At 35.9% G+C, this 22,154-nt stretch carries 19 protein-coding genes and 3 pseudogenes; 18 read left to right on the forward strand and 4 right to left on the reverse strand.

What is annotated here, in order from left to right; translation table 11 throughout:
* Positions 1-215, forward strand: a pseudogene (locus tag ES676_RS12135) (transposase); the annotation flags it as partial.
* Between the two features lie 221 nt (positions 216-436).
* Here the strand turns inward: ES676_RS12135 and ES676_RS12140 are convergent.
* Together ES676_RS12140 and ES676_RS12145 are read right to left on the reverse strand one after the other, a co-directional pair.
* Positions 437-1,515, reverse strand: a pseudogene (locus ES676_RS12140) (IS3 family transposase).
* Between the two features lie 306 nt (positions 1,516-1,821).
* Positions 1,822-2,781: an NAD-dependent epimerase/dehydratase family protein gene (locus ES676_RS12145; protein ID WP_148370598.1), complete on the reverse strand. Its 960-nt coding sequence runs from the start codon at positions 2,779-2,781 to the stop codon at positions 1,822-1,824.
* 153 nt (positions 2,782-2,934) lie between these two features.
* Here ES676_RS12145 and ES676_RS12150 point away from each other — a divergent pair, with 153 nt between their 5' ends.
* Positions 2,935-3,471 (forward strand): hypothetical protein, encoded by a 537-nt coding sequence (locus tag ES676_RS12150; RefSeq protein ID WP_148370599.1) that lies wholly within the window; start codon positions 2,935-2,937, stop codon positions 3,469-3,471.
* A complete protein-coding gene (locus ES676_RS12155; protein ID WP_148370600.1) occupies positions 3,452-4,039 on the forward strand; it encodes a nuclear transport factor 2 family protein in 588 nt (195 codons plus the stop codon). The genes ES676_RS12150 and ES676_RS12155 overlap by 20 nt, the downstream gene beginning before the upstream one ends.
* A gap of 13 nt (positions 4,040-4,052) precedes the next feature.
* Here the strand turns inward: ES676_RS12155 and ES676_RS12160 are convergent.
* A pseudogene (locus tag ES676_RS12160) lies at positions 4,053-4,979 on the reverse strand (multicopper oxidase domain-containing protein); the annotation flags it as partial.
* Positions 4,980-5,183: 204 nt separating this feature from the next.
* Here ES676_RS12160 and ES676_RS12165 point away from each other — a divergent pair.
* The 3 genes from ES676_RS12165 (at position 5,184) to ES676_RS12175 (ending at position 8,478) form a co-directional block, all read left to right on the forward strand.
* On the forward strand, positions 5,184-7,277 hold the full coding sequence (locus ES676_RS12165; RefSeq protein ID WP_148370601.1) for a M13 family metallopeptidase: 2,094 nt from the start codon (positions 5,184-5,186) through the stop codon (positions 7,275-7,277).
* A 106-nt stretch (positions 7,278-7,383) separates the two neighbouring features.
* The gene (locus tag ES676_RS12170) at positions 7,384-8,163 is read left to right on the forward strand and encodes an alpha/beta fold hydrolase (RefSeq protein ID WP_148370602.1); all 780 of its coding nucleotides are present in this window, start codon (positions 7,384-7,386) and stop codon (positions 8,161-8,163) included.
* Positions 8,164-8,220: 57 nt separating this feature from the next.
* Entirely contained in the window at positions 8,221-8,478 is a 258-nt protein-coding gene (locus ES676_RS12175; RefSeq protein WP_148370603.1) for a hypothetical protein, read from the forward strand.
* Positions 8,479-8,535: 57 nt separating this feature from the next.
* Here ES676_RS12175 and thiL read toward each other — a convergent pair whose 3' ends face one another.
* Positions 8,536-9,582, reverse strand: coding sequence for a thiamine-phosphate kinase (gene thiL, locus ES676_RS12180; protein WP_148370604.1), 1,047 nt, complete (start codon positions 9,580-9,582; stop codon positions 8,536-8,538).
* Positions 9,583-9,782: 200 nt separating this feature from the next.
* On the opposite strand from thiL, the gene ES676_RS12185 reads away from it, so the two are divergent.
* From ES676_RS12185 to ES676_RS12240, 12 genes are all read left to right on the forward strand, one after another.
* Positions 9,783-11,183 carry a choice-of-anchor B family protein gene (locus ES676_RS12185; RefSeq protein WP_170234458.1) on the forward strand — a complete coding sequence of 467 codons (1,401 nt, stop codon included), beginning with the start codon at positions 9,783-9,785 and terminating at the stop codon, positions 11,181-11,183.
* A complete protein-coding gene (locus tag ES676_RS12190; RefSeq protein WP_148370605.1) occupies positions 11,183-12,517 on the forward strand; it encodes a hypothetical protein in 1,335 nt (444 codons plus the stop codon). The genes ES676_RS12185 and ES676_RS12190 overlap by 1 nt, the downstream gene beginning before the upstream one ends.
* 4 nt (positions 12,518-12,521) lie before the next feature.
* Positions 12,522-13,295 carry an MbnP family protein gene (locus tag ES676_RS12195; RefSeq protein WP_148370606.1) on the forward strand — a complete coding sequence of 258 codons (774 nt, stop codon included), beginning with the start codon at positions 12,522-12,524 and terminating at the stop codon, positions 13,293-13,295.
* Between the two features lie 6 nt (positions 13,296-13,301).
* A complete protein-coding gene (locus tag ES676_RS12200) occupies positions 13,302-14,366 on the forward strand; it encodes a cytochrome-c peroxidase (RefSeq protein ID WP_148370607.1) in 1,065 nt (354 codons plus the stop codon).
* A 107-nt stretch (positions 14,367-14,473) separates the two neighbouring features.
* Positions 14,474-14,803, forward strand: a complete 330-nt coding sequence (locus ES676_RS12205; protein ID WP_148370608.1) for a HesB/IscA family protein — start codon at positions 14,474-14,476, stop codon at positions 14,801-14,803.
* 24 nt (positions 14,804-14,827) lie between these two features.
* Positions 14,828-16,276: a Fe-S cluster assembly protein SufB gene (sufB, locus tag ES676_RS12210; RefSeq protein ID WP_148370609.1), complete on the forward strand. Its 1,449-nt coding sequence runs from the start codon at positions 14,828-14,830 to the stop codon at positions 16,274-16,276.
* Positions 16,277-16,313: 37 nt separating this feature from the next.
* On the forward strand, positions 16,314-16,676 hold the full coding sequence (locus ES676_RS12215) for a hypothetical protein (protein ID WP_148370610.1): 363 nt from the start codon (positions 16,314-16,316) through the stop codon (positions 16,674-16,676).
* Entirely contained in the window at positions 16,663-17,415 is a 753-nt protein-coding gene (sufC, locus tag ES676_RS12220; RefSeq protein ID WP_148370611.1) for a Fe-S cluster assembly ATPase SufC, read from the forward strand. The genes ES676_RS12215 and sufC overlap by 14 nt, the downstream gene beginning before the upstream one ends.
* A 76-nt stretch (positions 17,416-17,491) precedes the next feature.
* Positions 17,492-18,805 carry a Fe-S cluster assembly protein SufD gene (sufD, locus tag ES676_RS12225; protein ID WP_148370612.1) on the forward strand — a complete coding sequence of 438 codons (1,314 nt, stop codon included), beginning with the start codon at positions 17,492-17,494 and terminating at the stop codon, positions 18,803-18,805.
* A 201-nt stretch (positions 18,806-19,006) separates the two neighbouring features.
* The gene (locus tag ES676_RS12230) at positions 19,007-20,221 is read left to right on the forward strand and encodes an aminotransferase class V-fold PLP-dependent enzyme (RefSeq protein ID WP_148370613.1); all 1,215 of its coding nucleotides are present in this window, start codon (positions 19,007-19,009) and stop codon (positions 20,219-20,221) included.
* Positions 20,222-20,827: 606 nt separating this feature from the next.
* Positions 20,828-21,610, forward strand: a complete 783-nt coding sequence (locus ES676_RS12235; RefSeq protein ID WP_170234459.1) for an META domain-containing protein — start codon at positions 20,828-20,830, stop codon at positions 21,608-21,610.
* Positions 21,611-21,675: 65 nt separating this feature from the next.
* Positions 21,676-22,101: a SufE family protein gene (locus ES676_RS12240; protein ID WP_148370615.1), complete on the forward strand. Its 426-nt coding sequence runs from the start codon at positions 21,676-21,678 to the stop codon at positions 22,099-22,101.
* The last annotated feature ends 53 nt before the right edge of the window (positions 22,102-22,154 follow it).

The following is a 22,154-nucleotide window of genomic DNA, read 5'->3' on the forward strand; positions in this document are numbered from 1 at the left end:
ATAACGAAGTAGAAAACTCAAATTTTAAGTCCTTCAATACCATTGCAAGGTCTATATAAATTCATTACAAACCAATTTTGAATTATTTTAACAACAGGAGCACCAATGCTTCCGCGGAATCTTTTAATGCAAAAATCAAAGAGTTCAGGTCGATGTTTAGAGGCGTAAGAGATGTTAAGTTTTTCTTGTTTAGACTTACTAAATTATATGCCTAATTTATGTCACTCCCCAAAAATATTCCTTGATCCCATACTATACCACAGGCAACAAAGAGAAAATTGCTGTCGCGAATTGCAGGTTGGTGTCTAATTATAAAGGATTACTGTTTAAGGCGCTTAAAGGGGCCGTATGGACTACCTAGTAAATTTGCGACTATTTTTTTAAGCTACATTTTTAATAATTGCTTAAATTTTATTTCCATTTCTAGTGGTGAGAGCTATCCTAAACTAGAATGTAACCTTTCTGTATTGTACCACTGAATATAGTCTTCAATGGCAGCATATAATTGATTATACGATGTGAATTTAAATCGATGTAGCCATTCGTATTTAATTGTCTTAAAAAAAACTTTCAGCTACAGCATTGTCCCAGCAATTCCCCTTTCTACTCATACTTTAAGTTACAGAGATTTGTCATTTTGTTTGAGGCATACTGAACTCCTCTATCCGAGTGAAAATTAAAGTTATTACTAATATTTCTTGTTTTTCGAGCTTCAATCCAAGATTACTGTGTTTTGAGTGGTCATATCTTCACTCAGAGACCATTCAATAATCTCTCTGTCAGCGAGATCTATAATGGTTGTTAAATAACTCCAGTCGTCATTAACTCGAATATAAGTGATATCAGACACCCATTTTACTCCTAATTTTAGACTGTAAAAACCTCTATTTAATTCATTTTCAGCAATTAAGTAGTGATGGTTAGAATCTGTTGTAACTACAAATTTTCTTTTTAAAACACTTCTTAAACCCATTTCTTTCATCAGTAATCCGATGTAAGAACGGGAGTAAATCAAGCCTTCTCGTTTTAGTTTTTTTTGAATACTACAGCTACCATAAACTTCTCGACTATGCTCAAAAATAATTTTAATCCTTTCTTTTAGGCGCGTTCTAGGCGTTTTACAAAACAGAATGCTTTTGTTTTTAAACTAATAATAGTAACCGTTTTTGCTAACTTTCATAGATTTACACATCTTTTCAACTGGATATATATCAATATTATCTAAAATGAATTGATATCTTATAAGTCGCTCTTGGAGATTTGATATTAAGAGGAGAAAACATCGTTTTCTGGTTATTTGCTTATCGCCTTTTTTAAGATGTCACGCTCCATTATTACATTCTTTAATTCCTTCTTTTTTGAAAAATCTCCGGATTTCAACTTGTATTTGCGTTTCCAACGTCCAACGATACTCAGACTTAAACCTTAATCCTTACTAACTTGTTTTGTCTTAATGCCAGAATTTAATAGTTCTACTATCATAACTTTAAATTCATTATCATCCTTTTTTAACATAAATCAACTATAAGTTCATAACCTGATAAAAAACGTCACATTAAACGTAGACACTCCAGTGCTGCAATTAACAAAATGAAGCGCTCAGCCAGAGCCTAATTAAAGAGTCATTTAATAGTCTATTTCGATTTAAAGAACATTTATAGAGGGCTCTAAATTTTCACACACACACACACATCAAACACCCCAAACTTAACTAATGAGAAAGATCTCTCGCGGGCACATAAAACACGTTCACTATAAGGCAAAAAAAAAGATGATTCTTTCAAATCATCTTTTTCGTTATGTTATAATAAGGCGTGCCTTTTAAGCTTTTTCGCTAATAAGCTTTTTAAGCTGCATTAGCATCTCTTTAGTGGTCGCATCTAAATCAAAACTGTGATTCCAGTTCCAGTCTTCGCGAGCAGACGAATCGTCGATGCTTTTTGGCCAAGAATCTGCAATTTGTTGTCTGAAATCTGGTGAATAACTTATGGTAAACTCAGGGATATGTTTTTTAATCGATTCTGCCATCTCTACTGGAGTAAAAGACATCCCAGCTAAATTATAAGACGAGCGTATTTTTATCGCTTCAGGTTTAGCGTCCATAATGTCTATGGTTGCTTTTATAGCGTCTTCCATATACATCATTGGTAACTTAGAGGTTTCATTCAAGAAACAATCGTACGTTTTATTTTCTAAGGCTTTATGGTAAATTTCAATAGCATAATCTGTAGTTCCTCCGCCAGGTAATGTTTTCCAGCTAATTATACCAGGATAACGGATGCTGCGCACGTCTACACCATATTTTTGGTGATAGTATTCACACCAACGTTCGCCAACTTGTTTGGTAATTCCATAAACAGTTGTTGGTTCCATAGACGTGTATTGTGGCGTGTCTTCTTTTGGCGTTGATGGCCCAAAAACAGCGATACTAGACGGCCAAAATACTTTATTAATAAATTTAGCTTTCGCTAAATCAAGCACATTAAAAAGAGTTGTCATATTTAAATCCCACGCTTTGTTAGGGTACTTTTCTCCAGTAGCACTTAACATTGCTGCCATTAAATAAATCGTGTCGATAGCATGTTTTTCTACGCAAACATTTAGAGAGGCGTAATCCATAGCATCTACAATTTCAAAAATCCCAGAATTAACCAATTCAACATTACTGTAGTTAATGTCGCTAGCAATAACATTATCATCGCCGTGAATTGCTCTCAGTTTATACGTTAACTCAGATCCTATTTGGCCACAGGCACCAATAATTAATATTTTTGAAGGCATAGTTTAAATGTTATGTTTTAGGAGTGCAAAAATACTAAGATTATTATTCATGATAAAGCGGTTTAACAATAAAAGATGCTCTTAAAGTTTTAGTAAAAAAAGAAACTTAAACTTATGAATGCAATATATTTGTAAATCAAAACAATACCCAGAATGAAGTTTTTATATCCGTTATTTTTTTTTGCTATCCTATTGTCTTGTAACTCTAAAATAGAGCAGACAAATAATCTAGAGGCTACTCAAATCCATACGACTGCTATTACCACGCAGGATATCACGGCTCTTAAATATGTAGATTACGGTGTCGATAAAAAGGCGAAAACTACTTTAGATTCTTGGCAGGCGTACAGCGATGTGTCTCGGGCGATTACTCAAGTTAAAATTGCCGACGTTTCTTTTTTTACTGCCGATGAGGCGTTATTTATGTCTACTGTAAAAGAATTAGTATCGACGATTCCAGAGCAAATAAACACCGATCCCATACAAGCAAGGATTCTAGCGCTTACGACAAAAATGTACAAGTTAGAAGAAATGCTAAGCTTAAAAACAACGCTGAAAAAAGATAAATTAACCAGTTTAAAAGAGGTCCTGCAAGCCTTCTCTTATTTAACACTTCAGGTGAATAAAAAATATGAAAAGGAAGCGCAAAACATCATAAAACCAGTTTTTAATGAGATCGAAACGGAATAATAAAGTAGCGCTATTAGCGATTTTACTCCTAAGTTTTTCTTGTAATAAGGAGGTTAAGACAGAGGTCGAAAATCAAAATGAGGAAAGAATTCAACGTACAACTGAAGTTTCCGAAGTAACAATAAAAGAAACCGTAAATACAACCATAAACTTATGGCATAAGGCCGCTGCTGAAGCTAATTTCGATGCCTTTTTTAATGTAATGACTTCAAATGCTGTGTTTATTGGTACCGATGCTTCCGAAAATTGGCAAGTAAAGGGCTTTAAAGCGTACGCAAAACCACATTTCGAGAAGGGTAAAGCCTGGAGTTTTACACCTATAGAGCGCAACGTTTACGTGTCTAAAGACCAACAAACCGTTTGGTTTGATGAATTGTTACACACGCAAATGAAAATTTGCCGTGGTTCTGGGGTGTTAACACGAGAGGATAACCAATGGAAAATTGCACATTACGTGCTGTCTATAGCTATTCCTAATCCCATAGTAAAAGACGTTATCGCGCTTAAAAAAGAGTCGGATAGTTTATTGGTTAAGCGATTACTAATTAATAAATTAAATGCGAGATAATGCGTCTTTGTTGTTAAAATCGGGCTGAAAGCCCTCCGCCGGCTCCAAAACGGTTATCGTAGCTTGCCATCAATGAAAAGTTACGCGATAAGTAATATTCAAATCCTGCACTCCAAGTCGTTTCATTTGTAAAACTGTCTTCCGCCGCAAGGTTGTCCACCCAGCCAAAATCAACTTGGTACTTATAGGTGCCGAAAACAGCAGTTCTTGGTAAAATGAGTATTTCACGACTTAAACTAATCTGGGGCCTTAACTTACTGTCCATACGAACATCAAGGTTAAAAAGATAAGGGGTTAAATATCTAATTCCTGCAATAGCAGTTGTAGACACTTCATCTAAGCTATCTTCCGTTTCATTTTCAATAGTAACACCGCCAAAAACCCTTAAATAATCGTGTAGATATCTCTCGTAAGTGACTTCAGCTTCAAGATTTTTGTTCCATCCATATTCTGCTCCCACATTAAATTGGTTACGAATATTAGAAGCTGTAAAGTTAAACGCACTCATATGTGACGCCACATCCAATATGGCCCACGAATAATACTTATCAGCTTCCGAAATTAAATGTTTTAAAGGATAGTCGTCTAGGCGTTCATCTCGTGGTGTATCGTAACTAATAACTCTAGCCATTCCGCTCATCATATGGTAAAGGACATGGCAATGAAAGAACCAATCGCCATATTCGTTACCATAAAACTCTATCGTAACTTCTCCCATGGGTGGTACATTTACGGTATGCTTCAAGGGCGAATAGTCTCCATTCTTATTAAGGACTCTAAAAAAGTGACCGTGCAAATGCATCGGGTGATGCATCATCGTAAGGTTGTTTAAAGTGATTCGTGTTATCTCTTTTTGATTAATTTTTATTTTATCGGTTTCTGAAAGTGGTACACCATTAATACTCCAAATATAACGGTTCATATTTCCAGTTAGGTTTAGTGATTTATTTGCAGAAAATTAAATATTTTTTCTTGATGTATTCTCAGCTAATTGATATAAAGTAAAGGAAAAAGCAAAGATGATGCGTAATTAAGACTTGTTTTTTTGTTAAAAATAAATCCTTTCGTGTTAATTCATTGCATAATTACAAATTTACTAAGTAGATTACAGGCTTATAAACCAATACGGAAACTTTTAATAATTATGAAAAAACTTACTCTATTAAGTGCTGTCGCAATTTTTAGTGTCGTGGCGTGTAAAAACGAGCCCAAGAAAGAAGACACAAAAGATTTAGCGAAAGTTGAACAAGTACCGGGAATTAATCTAGATTTTATGGATAATTCTGTAAAACCAAACGATGATTTCTTTACTTATGTAAACGGAAAATGGATTGAAAACAATGCTATTCCAGACGACAGAACCACTTGGGGAAGTTTTATGGAGTTACGTCAAAAAACGGACGAAGATGCATTAGCAATCTTAAAATCTGCCATGGCTGAGGATAGCGATCCAAATAAAATTGCAGTTACTGCAGGATCAGATCAAGAAAAGGCGGTGTTTTTGTTTCAAACAATAATGGATACAAAATCTAGAGACAAGCAAGGTATAGCGCCTGTAAAGCCAGAGTTAGAACGTATTGAAAAGATTAAAAATATCAGCGATTTAGAAGCTTATTTAATAGAAATGGAGCCTCAAGGTGGTGGTGGTTTCTTTGGTTTCTATGTGTATGCAGATGCTAAGGATAGTAATAAAAACGCGGCGTATTTAAGCCCAGGGAGTTTAGGACTTCCTGATCGTGATTATTACGTAAAAGACGATGCAGATTCTAAAGAAAAGAGAGAAGCTTACGTTGCTCATATTACAAGAATGTTACAGTATTTAGGAGATACAGAGGAACAAGCGAAGCAGCAAGCTGAAAGTATTTTAGCTTTCGAAACACGCCTTGCAGAACCAAAATTAGATAAGGTAGCCTTACGCGATAGTCGTAAAACATACAACCCAACGGCAGTTGCCGATTTACAAAAAATGGTGCCAGCAATCAATTGGGATACTTATTTTGAAGGTATTGGAGCTAAAGAATTAGATACGGTAATTGTTAGAGAGACTAAATACATGAAAGCGCTACAAAATGTGCTAGCCGAAGAAAATGTAGACCAGTGGAAAGCGTATTTAAGATGGAATGCTTTCAATGGCGCGGCAGGAATGCTAAGTACAGAAATTGAAAAAGCAAATTGGGACTTCTATGATAAAACGCTTAACGGTGCTAAAGCGCAACGTCCATTAGAAGAACGTGCCTTAGGAACCATTAATTGGACTATCGGTGAAGCGTTAGGAAAGTTGTATGTTGAGAAAAAATTCCCTGCAGAAGCGAAAGTAAAAGCAGAAAAAATGATTAGTAATGTTATTCTTGCTTTTGAAGAGCGTATTAAGAATTTAGACTGGATGAGCGAGGAAACAAAAACAAAAGCCATCGAAAAATTACAAGCAACTACGGTTAAAATAGCCTATCCAGATGAATGGAAGGATTATTCTCAGTTAGAAGTAAAAAGTGTTGAAAACGGTGGTACATACTTAACAAATATGAATAACGCATCTACTTGGAGCTTTAAAGAGAATTTAGATAAATTAGGAAAGCCTGTTGATAAAACAGAATGGGGAATGGCGCCACAAATTGTAAATGCTTATTTTAATCCAAGTTATAACGAAATTGTTTTCCCAGCGGCGATCTTACAACCACCATTTTATAATTATACTGCAGATGATGCTGTGAATTATGGTGGTATTGGAGCCGTAATCGGACATGAGATTTCTCATAGTTTTGATGATTCTGGGGCGCGTTACGATAAAAATGGAAACCTTAATAACTGGTGGACAGACGGCGATTTAAAGCAATTTGAAGGTTTAGGAAAAAGTTTAGCTGATCAATATAGTGCTATCGAAGTGTTGCCAGAAACGTTTATTAATGGTGAATTTACTTTAGGTGAAAACATTGGTGATTTAGGTGGTGTTTTAGCGGCTTACGATGCTATGCAAATGAGCTTTGAAGATAATGGAAGACCAGAAAAAATTGATGGTTTTACAGCAGAACAACGTTTCTACTTAAGTTGGGCTACCGTTTGGAGAACAAAAATGAGAGACGATGCCTTAAAAACAAAAATTAAAACCGATCCGCATTCTCCAGGAATGACAAGAGCGGTACAACCGTTATTAAATGTTGATACGTTTTACGAAGCGTTTAATATTAAAGAAGGTGATACAATGTACATTGCACCAGAAAATCGCGTTAGAATTTGGTAAAATGCAACAATAAATATAAGAATTTAAAAGCAGCTCGTCGAGCTGCTTTTTTTATGTTATACTTTTGTCGTAAATAGGTTTACATTTTGAAAATTATAAACAACGTATGACTATAAATTATAAAGGCGCTGCTCTCTACTTTAAAGTGGAAGGACAGGGTAAACCCATTGTTTTGTTACACGGTTTTTTAGAAGATAGTTCTATGTGGGACGATTTAATTAAACCCGCATCAAAAACCAATAGGGTAGTGGCCATCGATTTATTAGGACACGGTAACACCGATTCTTTAGGATATATACATACAATGGAAACTATGGCTGCGGCCGTAAAAGCAATTTTAGAGTATTTAGAAATTAAAGAAACGGCGTTTATTGGTCATTCTATGGGAGGGTATGTTGCTTTAGCCTTCGCTAAATTATATCCCGGGCACGTAAAAGGGGTGTGTTTGTTAAATTCAACTTTTCAACCGGATAACGAACACAGAAAAGCCTTAAGAACCCGAGCAAATAAGATGGCTCAACAAAATTTTGAAGCCTTAATAAAAATGAGTTTTGCGAATTTATTTAGTGCAGAGAGTAAGATTGCGCTCGGAGTAGAATATAAGAAAGCTTTAAAAACAGCTCTAAAAACATCGCCTCAAGGGTACATGGCTGCCAACGAGGGCATGAAGTGTCGCGAAGATTTTTCGGTGTTTTTTGCTAAAGCAACGTTTAAAAAACAAATCGTATTGGGAGAAAAAGACACGCTTTTGGACCTCAATTTTATTTTAGAATATGCTAAAAAGAACACTATTGATACCGCTGTTTTTTCTGAAGGACATATGAGTCATATAGAAAATAAGGTCGAATTTCTAATAAAATCAATGCATTTCATCGAAAATATATAGCTTTTTGCCGATTATTTGCTTCCATTTACTTAGTTTTAAAGTCCCAAAACTAACTAAATGAGCAATTTACACCGAAAAAAATATTTTGTACCGCAATTGTATTGTAACCTTTTTGGACATCGCTATCAGGTGTCTAAGCAAATCACAGCGTATGTTAATGAGTACAAATGTTGCCACTGCAAAAAAGAATTAACCACAAACTCGAAAGGAGGCTTAACCGAATTAACTTCAAAATTTAGAGAAATAAATTCCGTTTTAGAAAATATTCACTACAGGCGTCAATTAAAATTAAACCAGACACCTGTAGATAAATAGAAGGAATTCTTCGGGCTGCAAACTAGCAAGATTGTACAAACGTAAAAGGCATTATAATTATTCCTTAAAGGTCTTCCATCCTTGAGCTTGAAGTTGTATTTTAGTTTCTCCACGAGTTACTAAATGCGCCCCAGCACTTTCTTCGGTGATATAACCAATAACTGTTAAATTAGGATTGGCTTTAATTTTTGGATAATCTTCCTGAGAGATGGTCATTAACAACTCATAATCTTCACCGCCATTTAAAGCAATAGTTGTGCTGTCGATATCAAATTCTTCACAGGTAGAAATAACTTGTGGATCTAAAGGTATTTTATCTTCATATAAATCGCAACCTACTTTGCTTGCTTTACAAAGATGTAGAATTTCTGAGGATAAACCATCGCTAACATCAATCATAGAGGTGGGTTTAACGTCTAAATCTTTTAATAAATCAATAATATCTTTTCGTGCTTCCGGTTTTAATTGACGCTCCATAATATAAGTGTAAGCATCTAAATCGGGTTGGTTATTTGGGTCCACTTTAAACACTTCTTTCTCGCGTTCTAAAACTTGTAGTCCCATATAAGCGCCACCAAGATCGCCAGAAAGCACTAATAAATCGTTTGGTTTTGCGCCACTGCGGTAAACTTCTTGACCTTTTTCGACTTCACCAATAGCCGTTACAGAAATCATTAATCCAGAATTAGATGATGTTGTATCGCCGCCTACGACATCGATATTGTAAATCTTTGATGCGGTTTCAATTCCAGCATATAGCTCTTCTAAAGCTTCCAATGGAAAACGATTAGAAACGGCAATCGATACCGTAATTTGTGTTGCTTTTGCATTCATAGCATACACATCAGATAAATTTACAACAACGGCTTTATATCCTAGATGCTTTAAAGGCGCATAGCTTAAATCAAAATGCACGCCTTCAACTAATAGATCTGTAGTAACAACAATGTTTTTGTTTTCAGGATTAATAACTGCCGCATCGTCACCAATACTTTTAACGGTAGATTCGTGTTTAACGTCAAAATTCTTAGTTAAATGCTCGATTAAAGCGAATTCTCCGAGTTCACTTAAAGGTGTACGTTGTGGGTTTTTGTCTTCTATCATAAACGCAAAAATAATAAGCCTATATTTAAGTAGCGCCTATTCTTGTTCTTTTTGTGAATTATTTAATGTATTAGTTATTAAACGGTTGTCGATTTTAACATAAATTCTAATTAAGTAACCTTTTTAAAATATTAATTTCGCAATAGTCACGCCTAAAAACAGTTAAAAGAGTAGCTAATTGGCGTTAAAACAAATAAATAATGAAATACGGGTATAGATCTTTATGTTTTTTAATGCTTTGCGTAGCTTTTGTAACGCTCGAAAGCTGTTCGGACGAATCAACGGATGCTTTGGTAGAAACGACTGGTATTAACACTGGTAGTGATGCCGATAGCGATAATGATGGCATTGCCGATGCTGAAGATAATTGTCCTACAATCGCAAATCCAGATCAAACTGATGCCAATAATAATGGTGTGGGAGATGTTTGTGAGTCGTCTGCTGAATCGTTATTTCCTTGCGAGAATGGTTTTGCTGGCATTTATCCGTGTAACGATTACGATTTATTAGCGCATATAAGTACGGAAATACTAAGTGGAGAGAGTGATATTGATGGAAGTGATATTTGGGGCTGGACAGACGCTACAACAAATAAGGAATATGCTTTAGTGGGTCTCGAAAACAGTACTGCCTTTGTAGATATCTCTATTCCTACAGCACCCATTTTTTTAGGCCGATTAAATTCTAATTCAGGAACAAATTTTTGGAGAGATGTAAAAGTCTTTGATGATTTTGCGTTTATAGTAGCCGATGGTGTGGGAGATCATGGTATGCAAATCTTTGATTTATCCAGATTAAGAACGGTTACCAATCCCCCAGAAACATTTACGGCCGATGCTATTTATACCGGTGTAGGCAGTTGCCATAATATTGTTATTAACGACAGTGAGGGCGTAGCGTATTTAGTAGGGTGCAACTCTGCCAATGGTGGCGGCCCTATTTTTGTGGATGTTTCAAATCCATTAAATCCTACCTTTTTAGGCGAATATACTGCTTCAGGTTATACACACGATGCGCAAGTAATAACGTATAACGGGCCAGATACCGATTATTCTGGCAAAGAAATTTTAATTGCTAGTAATGGAACTAGTGGCAGCGGTACGAATAAAGTGGTGATTGTAGATGTCAGCGATAAGACCAATCCGGCATTAATTTCAGAGATAACGTATCCGCAAGCTGCTTACACCCACCAAGGTTGGTTTACCGACGATCAACGCTATTTTATTTTAGGTGATGAGTTAGATGAACAAAATTTTGGAGTAAACACGTCGACCTTTATTTTCGATTTTGCAGATCTAGATAATCCTGTATTGTCTTCAAAGTATACCGCGCAGTTTGATGCTATCGATCATAACGGTTATGTTAAAGGCAACGAATTTTACCTCGCTAATTACCGTGCGGGATTGCGTGTTTTTGATATTACCAATATTTCTTCACCTACAAACCCGATGACCGAAGTAGGATATTTCGATACCTATCCCGATAACAATAACACGGGGTTTAACGGCGTCTGGAGCATTTATCCATATTTTAATAGTCAGAATATTATTATAGGTGATATTGAAGGGGGCTTATTTATTGTGAGAAAAAGTAGTTTATAATGTGTTTAAAAAAAATAGTGTTTTTATGTGTTGCGTTAGGGTTTATAATGAGCTGTTCTAAAGATAGCGACATCGTAAAGGGCGCACCCAATACCGTGTCTGAGATTTTTGCCGAAGTAACCACAATTGGAGGGTCTAAAAATGAAAGCGGCCAAAGTGTAATTTCTACCTCCGATGGCGGTTATGCTATTCTAGGATTTACCCAAAGTATGGATGGGGATGTAATAGGAAAGCAAAACGAAAGTTACGATTATTGGGTATTAAAATTCAACGCTAATAGTGAGTTACAATGGCAAAAAACGTTTGGTGGAAGTAATGGAGATAAAGGCTTCGATATTATACAAACGCAAGACGGCGGTTATGCGCTTATAGGGTCGAGTTTTAGCAACGATCAAGATGTGTCTGTAAATAACGGGGCAGAAGATTTTTGGTTCGTAAAACTAGAGGCTTCTGGCGCTTTATCGTGGGAGCAATCTTATGGTTATTCGGGTGTGGATTCTGGGTTATCCGTGATAGAGACCACCGATGGCGGATATTTTATTACCGGCGTTTTAGATGTGTCAGCCTCTGGTGGCGAAGGGAATTCGAAAGGGATTCAGCATGCCGGAGGTGATTTCTGGGGATTAAAACTAAATGCCTCGGGAGTGGTGGAATGGCGCAAATATTATGGCGGATTTTTTACCGATACGCCTTACGGTGTGGTCCAAACGGATGATAACGGTTTTATACTTGTTGGTTCTAGCGATAGTGCAGATACGGATATCTCAAATAATATAGGCGATTACGACTTTTGGGTGGTTAAAATTTCTGAAACTGGCGTTTTAGAATGGGAGAAATCTTACGGAGGTACAGAGATAGATGAAGCGCGAGCCATTGTGAAAACACCCGATGGTAATTATGTAATTGCTGGCGATACCCGAAGTTTTAATACCGATGTATCGAGCAATAATGGTCTGGCAGACCTCTGGCTTATTAAAATAACACCTAATGGAAACTTACTTTGGGAAAACACCCTTGGTGGTGGTAGTTTCGATGTCGCTCGCGATATTAAAAACACAGAGGACGGCGGATTTTTATTAGCAGGAAGCTCACGAAGTTCCGATGGAGATATTACACAAAATAATGGGCAAAATGACGCGTTAGTCGTAAAAGTAAATAGTCAAGGGCAATTACAATGGCATAAAACTGTGGGTGGTAATAATATCGATTTTGCCTATGGTGTTGCCGAGTTAAATAATAAGACTATTATTGTTGTTGGTGAATCGTCAAGCAGCGATCAAGATATTAATGAAAACAAAGGGTTTACCGATCTTTTGCATTTTAAAATAGATTAAAAAAATGAAAAACAGTTATACTTTATTGTTATTGGTTTTCGTCGTCTTTTCTTCTTGCGGAGATGATTTAGATGATAATTTAAAAGCTTCAGCAGCAACGCAATTTAAGTTCACTCATCAGTGGAACGCGCTTACTGTGAGTAGTGCCGATTTCAATACGTTACAATTCATAAATGCCAATGGCGAGGAGTTAAGTGTTGAGCGGTTACGTTATTTAATTTCAGAAGTCACATTTACAAGAGGGAATGGAGAGGATATCGTAATCGACGGTCATCATTTAATAGATGTTACTGAAGATTCAGGGTTAACCTACACGCCCGAATTAGAAATTCCGACAGGGTTTTATACAAACGTTTCCTTTACGTTTGGTTTAAATAATGAAGCTAATATGCAGAATTATATTGATTTAAATTCGGTATCTTTTAACGTGCCCGAGATGCTAGGTGGAGGTTACCATTATATGCAAATGGATGGAAAGTTTGTAAATTCGGCGGCGGAAGAAATGGGGTATAATTACCACGCTATAAGGGCGGTAGATAATGTTGGGTCCAACCCAACGTTTCCACAAGACACTTTTTTTACCGTCAATTTAGGGGCGGTAAACATTGCAAGTGAGACTATTGTTGAAGTTAAAATGAATATTGCAGAATGGTTTAGAAACCCGAATGTATGGGATTTAAACGTATTAAATTCGGTATTAATGCCTAATTCTGAAGCGCAAATACTAATGAGTGAAAACGGACAATCTGTATTTTCTCTAGGAACTGTAACACCCTAAATAAAAATGAAACGTTTAAGTGTACTTGTGTTGTTAGTTTGTTTAGCGTGGTCTTGTTCTAAAGATGATGCAGCGGCGTATGAGGCTGTTTCAACACCATTGCCCTTAAAAATACCACCTGTATTTAAGGAAAACTTACTCAGCCCGATTATTCCAAATAGCAATCCGCAAACTATAGAAGGCGTTGCTTTGGGCAAAAAATTGTTTTTCGACCGCATTTTATCGGGAGACGAAACACAATCGTGTGCGACGTGCCATTCGCCGCAACACGCGTTTTCAGACAGCACACCAACAAGTGCAGGAATAGATGGTGATTTTGGTACGCGTAATGTAATGCCGTTATTTAATTTGGCTTGGAATTACGGCGAACGTTTCAATTGGGACGGTAGCGAACTCAGTATCGAGCGTCAGGCGTTAACTCCCGTTCAAAATCCTATAGAAATGCATAGCAATTGGGACGACGTCGTTTCGAAATTAAGTAATCATTCGGAATATCCTACTTTGTTCGAAAACGCGTTTGGTGCTTTTCCTATTACAAAAACGCTAACTACAAAAGCATTAGCACAATTTGAACGCACATTGATTTCAGGAAATTCAAAATTCGACAAATATCTTTTAGGTGACGCTACTTTAACGCCGCAAGAACAAAATGGGCTTCACGTTTTTATGGACGAAGCCCGAGGCGATTGTTTTCACTGCCACGGGAGTCCTAACAATCCATTATGGACTGATAATATGTTTCATAACAATGGATTAGATTCTAGTTTTGCCGATTTAGGTTTGGGGGCGACTACTGGAAATCCTAGTGATAATGGTAAATTTAAATCGCCTTCCATTCGCAATTTGGCCTACACAGCTCCCTATATGCACGATGGTCGTTTTGAAACTATCGATGAGGTTATAAATCATTACAGTCAAGGACTTCAAAATTCTTCATCTATAGATCCCTTAATGAAAAAAATAAATCAAGGTGGCGTGCAATTAATACCTCAAGATAAAACCGACTTAAAAGCCTTTCTTCTCTCGCTTTCAGACCCTTCTTTTCTTAATAATCCGGAGTTTATTAACTAATAAGTTTTGCCTATTTGCCCATAGGCTAATATAATGTTACTAAGTATTGTAACGCGGGACATATATCGTATATTTGTAGCCTATTTAGATTAATTCTAATACAAATTATGATAAAGGTTTCTGAAACAGCTAAGAAAAAAGTCGTGCAACTAATGTCGGAAGAAGGTTTTGACTACACAAAACATTACATACGTGTGGGTGTTAAAAGTGGTGGTTGCTCTGGTTTATCATACGATTTAAAGTTTGATAAAGAGCAAATTGAAGAGGATAAAGTATTTGAAGATAACGGCGTAAAGATTATCGTCGACAAAAAAAGTTTTCTATACTTAATCGGGACTACACTGGAGTATTCTGGAGGTTTAAATGGAGCAGGCTTCGTTTTTAATAATCCGAATGCGAACCGAACGTGTGGTTGCGGAGAATCATTTTCATTATAACATTTAAAAAAGAAAGATTGAATTATGTCGAAGTATACTGAAGACGATTTAAGAGAAGAATTAAAAACCAAGGAATATGAATATGGTTTTTATACAGATATAAAATCTGAGACGTTTCCTGTTGGCTTAAATGAAGACGTTGTACGCGCTATTTCTATGAAGAAAGAAGAGCCACAATGGATGACTGATTGGAGACTGGAGGCTTTTAGGGTTTGGCAAGAGATGGAAGAACCAGAATGGGCTAACGTGCATTACGAAAAGCCAGATTTTCAAAACATTTCGTATTATTCAGCGCCAAATAGTAAGCCTAAATACGATAGTTTAGATGAGGTAGATCCTGAGTTGTTAGCTACTTTTGCTAAGTTAGGAATCTCTCTAGACGAGCAGAAAAAATTATCTGGTGTTGCTATGGATGTGGTGGTAGACTCAGTGTCTGTTGCTACAACATTCAAGAAAACTCTAGGAGAAAAAGGTATTATATTTTGCCCGATTTCTGAAGCAATTAGAGAGTATCCAGAACTAGTAAAAAAATACTTAGGAACAATCGTTCCGCAAAAAGACAACTTCTATGCGGCGTTAAACGCTGCAGTATTTAGTGATGGCTCTTTTTGCTATATACCAAAAGGGGTGAAATGCCCAATGGAATTATCTACGTATTTTAGAATTAACCAAGCCGGAACAGGCCAGTTTGAAAGAACTTTAGTGATTGCCGACGAAGGAAGTTATGTGAGTTACTTAGAAGGTTGTACGGCGCCAAGTAGAGATGAAAATCAATTACACGCTGCGGTTGTAGAGCTTATTGCTTTAGACGATGCTGAAATAAAATACAGTACGGTACAAAACTGGTACCCAGGAAATGCCGAAGGTAAAGGGGGTGTTTTTAACTTTGTGACCAAAAGAGGATTATGCGAGAAAAACGCAAAAATTTCTTGGACACAAGTAGAAACAGGAAGTGCCGTGACTTGGAAATATCCAAGCTGTATTCTTAAAGGGGATAACTCGATAGGAGAATTTTACTCGATAGCAGTAACAAACAATTACCAACAAGCCGATACCGGAACAAAAATGATTCACTTAGGTAATAATACTAAGTCGACTATTATTTCTAAAGGAATCTCGGCAGGTAAATCTCATAACTCCTATCGTGGTTTAGTGCAAGTGAGCCCAAGAGCACAAAATGCCCGTAACTTTTCACAATGTGACAGTTTATTAATGGGTAATGATTGTGGAGCACACACTTTTCCGTATATAGAAGTTAAAAATAAAACGGCGCAAGTAGAGCACGAGGCAACAACTAGTAAAATTGGTGAAGACCAGCTGTTTTATTGTAACCAAAGGGGTATCGATACAGAAAAAGCCATTGCATTAATTGTTAATGGGTTTAGTAAAGAGGTGCTAAATAATTTACCAATGGAATTTGCTGTAGAAGCGCAAAAACTATTAGAAATTAGTTTAGAAGGATCTGTAGGATAATAACGGGCAAAACAAGTAGTGCTTAAATAGAAATACAATGAAAAAAATACTTCTTTTATTTATAGGTCTTGCTTTACTAAGCTGTAAAGAAACGACATTGTTTGAAGGCGAGTATATATATTATGCAGATGCAGCCGTGTTACAAGTAGGAAATAATGCTATTTACGGGGTTATTTTAAACGAAAAAACAAAAGAGTTAAACGCGCAAGCTAAAAGCTTTAAAGAGGCACCTACCGATGGCGTTTTAGTGCAAGTAAGAGGATACATTGTACCAAAGCCGGAGGGTGAAGAAGGCTGGCCAAATAGCATAGAAATTAAAGAAATAATTAGCGTTAAGAAGCAAAATTCAGATCTTAACAAAGCAGTAATTTTAGAACAAAAAGGATATGTTGAAGATTAAAGACTTACACGCAAGTGTTGAAGGTAAACCTATATTAAATGGTATTAACTTAGAAGTTAAGACTGGAGAAGTACATGCTATTATGGGACCAAACGGTTCTGGTAAAAGTACATTAGCTTCAGTGATAGCTGGTAAAGAGGAATACGAGGTAACTAAAGGTGAGATTATTTTAGAAAACGAAGATATCGAAGAGCTTTCAGCAGAAGAAAGAGCGCATAATGGTATTTTCTTATCTTTTCAATATCCAATAGAAATACCGGGTGTTTCTGTAACAAACTTTATAAAAACAGCCATCAACGAAACACGTAAAGCTAAAGGCTTAGGCGATATGCCAGCAAAAGATATGCTTAAAATGATTCGTGAAAAATCTGAGCTTTTAGAAATTGATAGAAAATTCTTATCACGTTCTTTAAATGAAGGGTTTTCTGGAGGTGAGAAAAAACGTAACGAAGTGTTCCAAATGGCAATGTTAGAGCCAAAATTAGCCATCTTGGATGAGACGGATTCTGGTTTAGATATCGATGCGCTTCGTATTGTAGCAAATGGAGTGAATAAATTAAAATCTAAAGATAATGCCGTAATAGTAATTACGCACTACCAAAGATTGTTAGAGTATATCGTTCCCGATGTTGTACATGTATTATATGAAGGTAGAATCGTGAAATCTGGAGGAAAAGAGCTAGCGCATGAGCTAGAAGAAAAAGGTTACGATTGGATTAAAGAAGAAGTAAACGCGTAAAACTTAGTGCGTAGTTATAGAGTAATGCGTCCTTAAAACGACTGCAAACTGAACAACGACTAAAGACATAACAACAATGGATTTAAAAGAAAAATTGGTATCATCCTTTTTAGCATTCGAAGAAAGTATCGATGCACATTCGCCTGTGCACGATATTAGAAATGAAGCTATAAAGACCTTTGAAACCCAAGGCTTTCCTACTAAAAAAGAGGAAGCTTGGAAATATACGTCGTTAAATGCTATTTTAAAACACGATTATAGCCTGTTTCCAAAGCAAGAGAATGCTATAGAGTATAAAGACATTAAAGAGTACTTTTTAGACGATATCGATACGTATAAAATTATTTTTATCGATGGTAAGTACTCCTCTCATTTATCGCAAACAACGCATGACGGAATAGATGTTTGTTTAATGTCTTCGGCATTAAATAAACCGAAATACAGACAAATAATCGAAAACTATTTTAATAAAATAGCTACGAAAGATAGTTTAACGTCTTTAAATACAGCTTTTTCTAGTGAAGGAGCCTATATTCATATTCCTAAAAATAAACTGGTAGAAAAGCCAATTCAAATTATACACTTTTCTACGGGTAACGAATCGGCATTAATGTTACAACCACGTAACTTAATTGTTGCGGATGAGAACTCAGAAGTACAGATTTTCGAGCGTCATCAAAGTTTAACCGATAACCCTGTGCTAACTAATAGTGTTACAGAGATTTATACGGCAAAACGTGCAATTGTAGATTATTATAAACTACAAGACGACAATAGTAACGCCTCGTTAATTGATAACACATTTGTAAACCAAAAAGATCAAAGTCACTGTTTAGTACATACCTTTTCTTTTGGAGGAAAATTAACGCGTAACAACCTTAATTTTTACCAAAATGGTGAGCGTATAGACTCAACGATGAAAGGCATCACTATCATCGGTGATAAGCAACATGTCGATCATAACACATTAGTGCATCATATTGAACCAAACTGCGAAAGTCACCAAGATTATAAAGGTGTTTTCGGAGATAGTTCTACGGGTGTATTTAATGGTAAAATTGTAGTTGAAAAGCGAGCACAAAAAACCAATGCGTTTCAATCTAACAATAACATTTTGCTCAGCGATAAAGCGTCTATTAATTCGAAACCGCAACTTGAAATTTTTGCAGATGATGTAAAATGTTCTCACGGATGTACTATTGGACAATTAGATGAGAGTGCTCTATTTTATATGCGATCTCGTGGTATTCCAAAAAAAGAAGCAAAAGCTTTATTAATGTATGCGTTTAGTAATAATGTTCTGAGTTCGGTAAGGATTCCAGAATTAAAACAACGTATTACAAATTTAATAGCTAATAAATTAGGTGTAAATATTGGTTTCGACTTATAAAAAACACTAAATAATAGTATTTAAAAAAGCCGTTTCTATTCTATAGGAATGGCTTTTTTTCTTTAAAAATGAAATTCTTAATCAACGAGGCGATATTGCCTAAAGGATCTGAAAAGATGAAAAACGTTTCGTATTTTTGTATAAACGTTAAGACTCACGCTTCTTTAACGGCAATTAAACAACGTATTACACATTAAAGTTATGCTAAAAGTAGACCACATAAGAAAAGATTTCCCAATACTTTCACGTCAAGTAAACGGTAAACCTTTAGTTTATTTTGATAATGCTGCAACGTCTCAAACGCCACAACAGGTTATAGATGTTATTGTAGATTATTATAGCAACTACAATGCTAATATTCATAGAGGCGTACATACTTTAAGTCAAGAAGCAACCGATAAATACGAGGAGGCTCGTAATACGGTACAGCGCCATTTTAACGCAAAACATAACTACGAGATTATACTTACTGCGGGTACCACAGAAAGCATCAATTTAGTGGCCTATGGGTTTACTACATTGTTAAGTAAAGGCGATGAAATTATAGTCTCAGCTTTAGAACACCATAGTAATATCGTGCCTTGGCAAATGCTTTGCGAGCGCACAGGAGCGATTTTAAAAGTGATTCCAGCGAACTTGGACGGTGAGTTAATCATGAACGCCTATGATGATTTATTGTCAGATCGTACCAAATTAGTCCTTGTTAATCATATTTCTAATGCCTTAGGAACGATTAATCCTATTGAATATATTATTAAGAAAGCCCACGATTTCGGAGCAGCTGTTTTGATCGATGGGGCGCAAGCGTGTCCGCATCTTATACCCGATGTTCAAGCTTTAGATGTCGATTTTTACGTTACCTCTGCGCATAAAATGTGTGGTCCAACGGGAGTTGGGATGCTTTACGGTAAGGAAGAGTGGTTAACTAAATTACCGCCATATCAAGGTGGTGGGGAGATGATAGATCAAGTAAGTTTTGAAAAAACCACGTATGCTGGATTACCTCATAAATTTGAAGCAGGAACACCAAATATTTGTGGTGTTATCGCTTTTGGAGCCGCCATCGATTATATGAATGCGATTGGTTTTTCAGAGATTGCAGAATACGAACACGAATTACTGGATTACGGAACTAAAAAGCTTTTAGAAATTGAAGGCTTAAAAATCTATGGAACAAGTAAAAATAAGACGTCTGTTATTTCCTTTAATTTAGAAGGTATTCATCCCTACGATGTGGGCACTTTATTAGATAAAATGGGGATTGCTGTAAGAACGGGGCATCACTGTACGCAGCCTATTATGGATTTCTTTAAGATTCCAGGAACCGTAAGAGCGTCGTTTGCGTTTTATAATACAAAATCAGAAATTGATGTATTAGTGGAAGGTGTAAAAAAAGCAAAAATGATGTTGATGTAACCTTATTTATAGTTTAACTAAATATTGCTGCCGTTTACAAAAAGGATTCTTCTTCCTTTGGGAGATAAAGTCGAAATCCTAGACTATTTTCTGTTTTACTAGCTTTAAGTGGGGTCTTAAACGTATCTCTTCTAAAGATTAATAGACGAATAATTACAACCAAATCTGTTTAGAGATGATTATACCTGTATTGAATTACAATCGGCTTAAAATCAATAATGTGAGTCTCATTAGTACGTGGAAACGCAAATAAACAGTAATAAAGCGTCTGCCTTTATTTACGGAGGTTTTTATTGAATCACCCACGATCTTACTGTTTTTCTTTAATATGCTCGTTGTAAAATTTAGTAATTCAGCGGAGAAGGACTTAACAATTTTGTCTAAAGTTATAGTCAATTTGGATACTATAGTGCATAGTAAAACAAAACCTAACCACTATTTATGTAATTATTTTGAACTAAATTTAAATTTTATCTTTAATTTTAGCTAGACAAGGTTTAAAACGACATCATACGTAATTTTAGCCTTTCTAAGTTATTTAAGGAATCTGTGAACTGTGGCTTTGTTTTTGTAATGTTATATACTATTCATCAAACACTAAAAACTATGAAACTAATAACTCTATTAATAACTGTTTTTCTACTTAATTGTGGCGGAGCGAATAACGGAACGGTAATGGCCGAAAAAACGAATAAATTAACCTCAGGACCGTTTACGGTTTCTAAAGTAAACGGCGACGCTTATAGCAATTTAACCGTAGAGTTCGATACTCAAACCCAAAAAGTTTCAGGATTTTCTGGTTGTAATCGATTTTTTGGAGACTATACTGTAAATGGAAACCAATTAAATTTTGGTGCCTTAGCTACTACTCATAAAATGTGTAGCCCAGAAGACAACATTAAAGAGCAGCATTTGCTTAAGGCTTTAGCTGAAGTAAATGCGTTTGATATTTCGGGCACTACTCTGCAATTAAAAAATAATGAGGCCACCGTGTTAGTTGCAGAGCAAAAAAGCGACAATAAAATAGCACAAAGTGAAAACCCTAGTGTAGACTATTCTGAGGTCTCTAGAGGTAGTTATAAAAATATAGCTATCGATAATAAACGGCTATCTTGGGTCAATGAGCGCAATGCGAAAGCACAGACCTTAACGCTTAACGATACAGAATGGGCGCGAGTACTAGAATTAGTAAATGCTATAGATTTAAGTACGATTCCGGAGTTAGAAGCGCCAAGTAAAGCACACCAATACGACGGTGCCGCAATTGGAAGTTTAACGGTGATTAAAAATGGTAAAACGTACCGTTCTCAAGCGTTTGATGCCGGTAACCCGAATACCATTCTGGCCGCTGTTATTGAAAAAATGATAGGGTTAACAAATAACAAATAATAGGAGTTTTACAATTGTAATGCTTAATTTTGTAATCTATAAGTACGAATATTTAATCGATAAAAATGCAGACTATTAAAGAAATACAAGAAGAGATTATTGATGAATTTTCAATGTTTGAAGATTGGGAAGAACGGTATCAATATATGATTGATTTAGGTAAAGATCTTCCGTTAATTGAAGCGCAATATAAAACCGAAGACAATATTATAAAAGGATGCCAAAGTAAAGTTTGGGTACATGCCGAATTAAATAACGACACGATTGCTTTTACTGCAGATAGTGACGCTATTATAACTAAAGGAATTATAGCCATTTTAATTCGTGTGTTTTCAAACCAACATCCAAGTGCCATTCTTGAAGCCAATACCGATTTTATAGATGCCATAGGTTTAAAAGAGCATTTATCTCCTACGCGTGCTAACGGATTGGTGAGTATGATAAAGCAATTAAAAATGTATGCAATAGCGTACCAAACACAATTAAACTAATTTATTTTAATTACCACAGATATATTAAATACTGCTTTCAAAATTACGGAAGT

It is taken from the genome of Bizionia saleffrena (assembly GCF_008086175.1).
In the GTDB taxonomy this organism is placed as follows: Bacteria; Bacteroidota; Bacteroidia; order Flavobacteriales; family Flavobacteriaceae; genus Bizionia; species Bizionia saleffrena.

Excerpts from the sequence above, each read along its gene's own strand:
- sufD (WP_148370612.1), top strand. The coding sequence starts at position 17,492 with ATGGATTTAAAAGAAAAATTGGTATCATCCTTTTTAGCATTCGAAGAA.
- ES676_RS12205 (WP_148370608.1), top strand. The coding sequence starts at position 14,474 with ATGATAAAGGTTTCTGAAACAGCTAAGAAAAAAGTCGTGCAACTAATG.
- ES676_RS12175 (WP_148370603.1), top strand. The coding sequence starts at position 8,221 with ATGAGCAATTTACACCGAAAAAAATATTTTGTACCGCAATTGTATTGT.
- ES676_RS12155 (WP_148370600.1), top strand. The coding sequence starts at position 3,452 with ATGAGATCGAAACGGAATAATAAAGTAGCGCTATTAGCGATTTTACTC.
- ES676_RS12240 (WP_148370615.1), top strand. The coding sequence starts at position 21,676 with ATGCAGACTATTAAAGAAATACAAGAAGAGATTATTGATGAATTTTCA.
- ES676_RS12185 (WP_170234458.1), top strand. The coding sequence starts at position 9,783 with ATGAAATACGGGTATAGATCTTTATGTTTTTTAATGCTTTGCGTAGCT.
- ES676_RS12165 (WP_148370601.1), top strand. The coding sequence starts at position 5,184 with ATGAAAAAACTTACTCTATTAAGTGCTGTCGCAATTTTTAGTGTCGTG.
- thiL (WP_148370604.1), bottom strand. The coding sequence starts at position 9,582 with ATGATAGAAGACAAAAACCCACAACGTACACCTTTAAGTGAACTCGGA.
- sufB (WP_148370609.1), top strand. The coding sequence starts at position 14,828 with ATGTCGAAGTATACTGAAGACGATTTAAGAGAAGAATTAAAAACCAAG.
- sufC (WP_148370611.1), top strand. The coding sequence starts at position 16,663 with ATGTTGAAGATTAAAGACTTACACGCAAGTGTTGAAGGTAAACCTATA.
- ES676_RS12200 (WP_148370607.1), top strand. The coding sequence starts at position 13,302 with ATGAAACGTTTAAGTGTACTTGTGTTGTTAGTTTGTTTAGCGTGGTCT.
- ES676_RS12230 (WP_148370613.1), top strand. The coding sequence starts at position 19,007 with ATGCTAAAAGTAGACCACATAAGAAAAGATTTCCCAATACTTTCACGT.
- ES676_RS12215 (WP_148370610.1), top strand. The coding sequence starts at position 16,314 with ATGAAAAAAATACTTCTTTTATTTATAGGTCTTGCTTTACTAAGCTGT.
- ES676_RS12235 (WP_170234459.1), top strand. The coding sequence starts at position 20,828 with ATGAAACTAATAACTCTATTAATAACTGTTTTTCTACTTAATTGTGGC.
- ES676_RS12195 (WP_148370606.1), top strand. The coding sequence starts at position 12,522 with ATGAAAAACAGTTATACTTTATTGTTATTGGTTTTCGTCGTCTTTTCT.
- ES676_RS12145 (WP_148370598.1), bottom strand. The coding sequence starts at position 2,781 with ATGCCTTCAAAAATATTAATTATTGGTGCCTGTGGCCAAATAGGATCT.
- ES676_RS12190 (WP_148370605.1), top strand. The coding sequence starts at position 11,183 with ATGTGTTTAAAAAAAATAGTGTTTTTATGTGTTGCGTTAGGGTTTATA.
- ES676_RS12170 (WP_148370602.1), top strand. The coding sequence starts at position 7,384 with ATGACTATAAATTATAAAGGCGCTGCTCTCTACTTTAAAGTGGAAGGA.
- ES676_RS12150 (WP_148370599.1), top strand. The coding sequence starts at position 2,935 with ATGAAGTTTTTATATCCGTTATTTTTTTTTGCTATCCTATTGTCTTGT.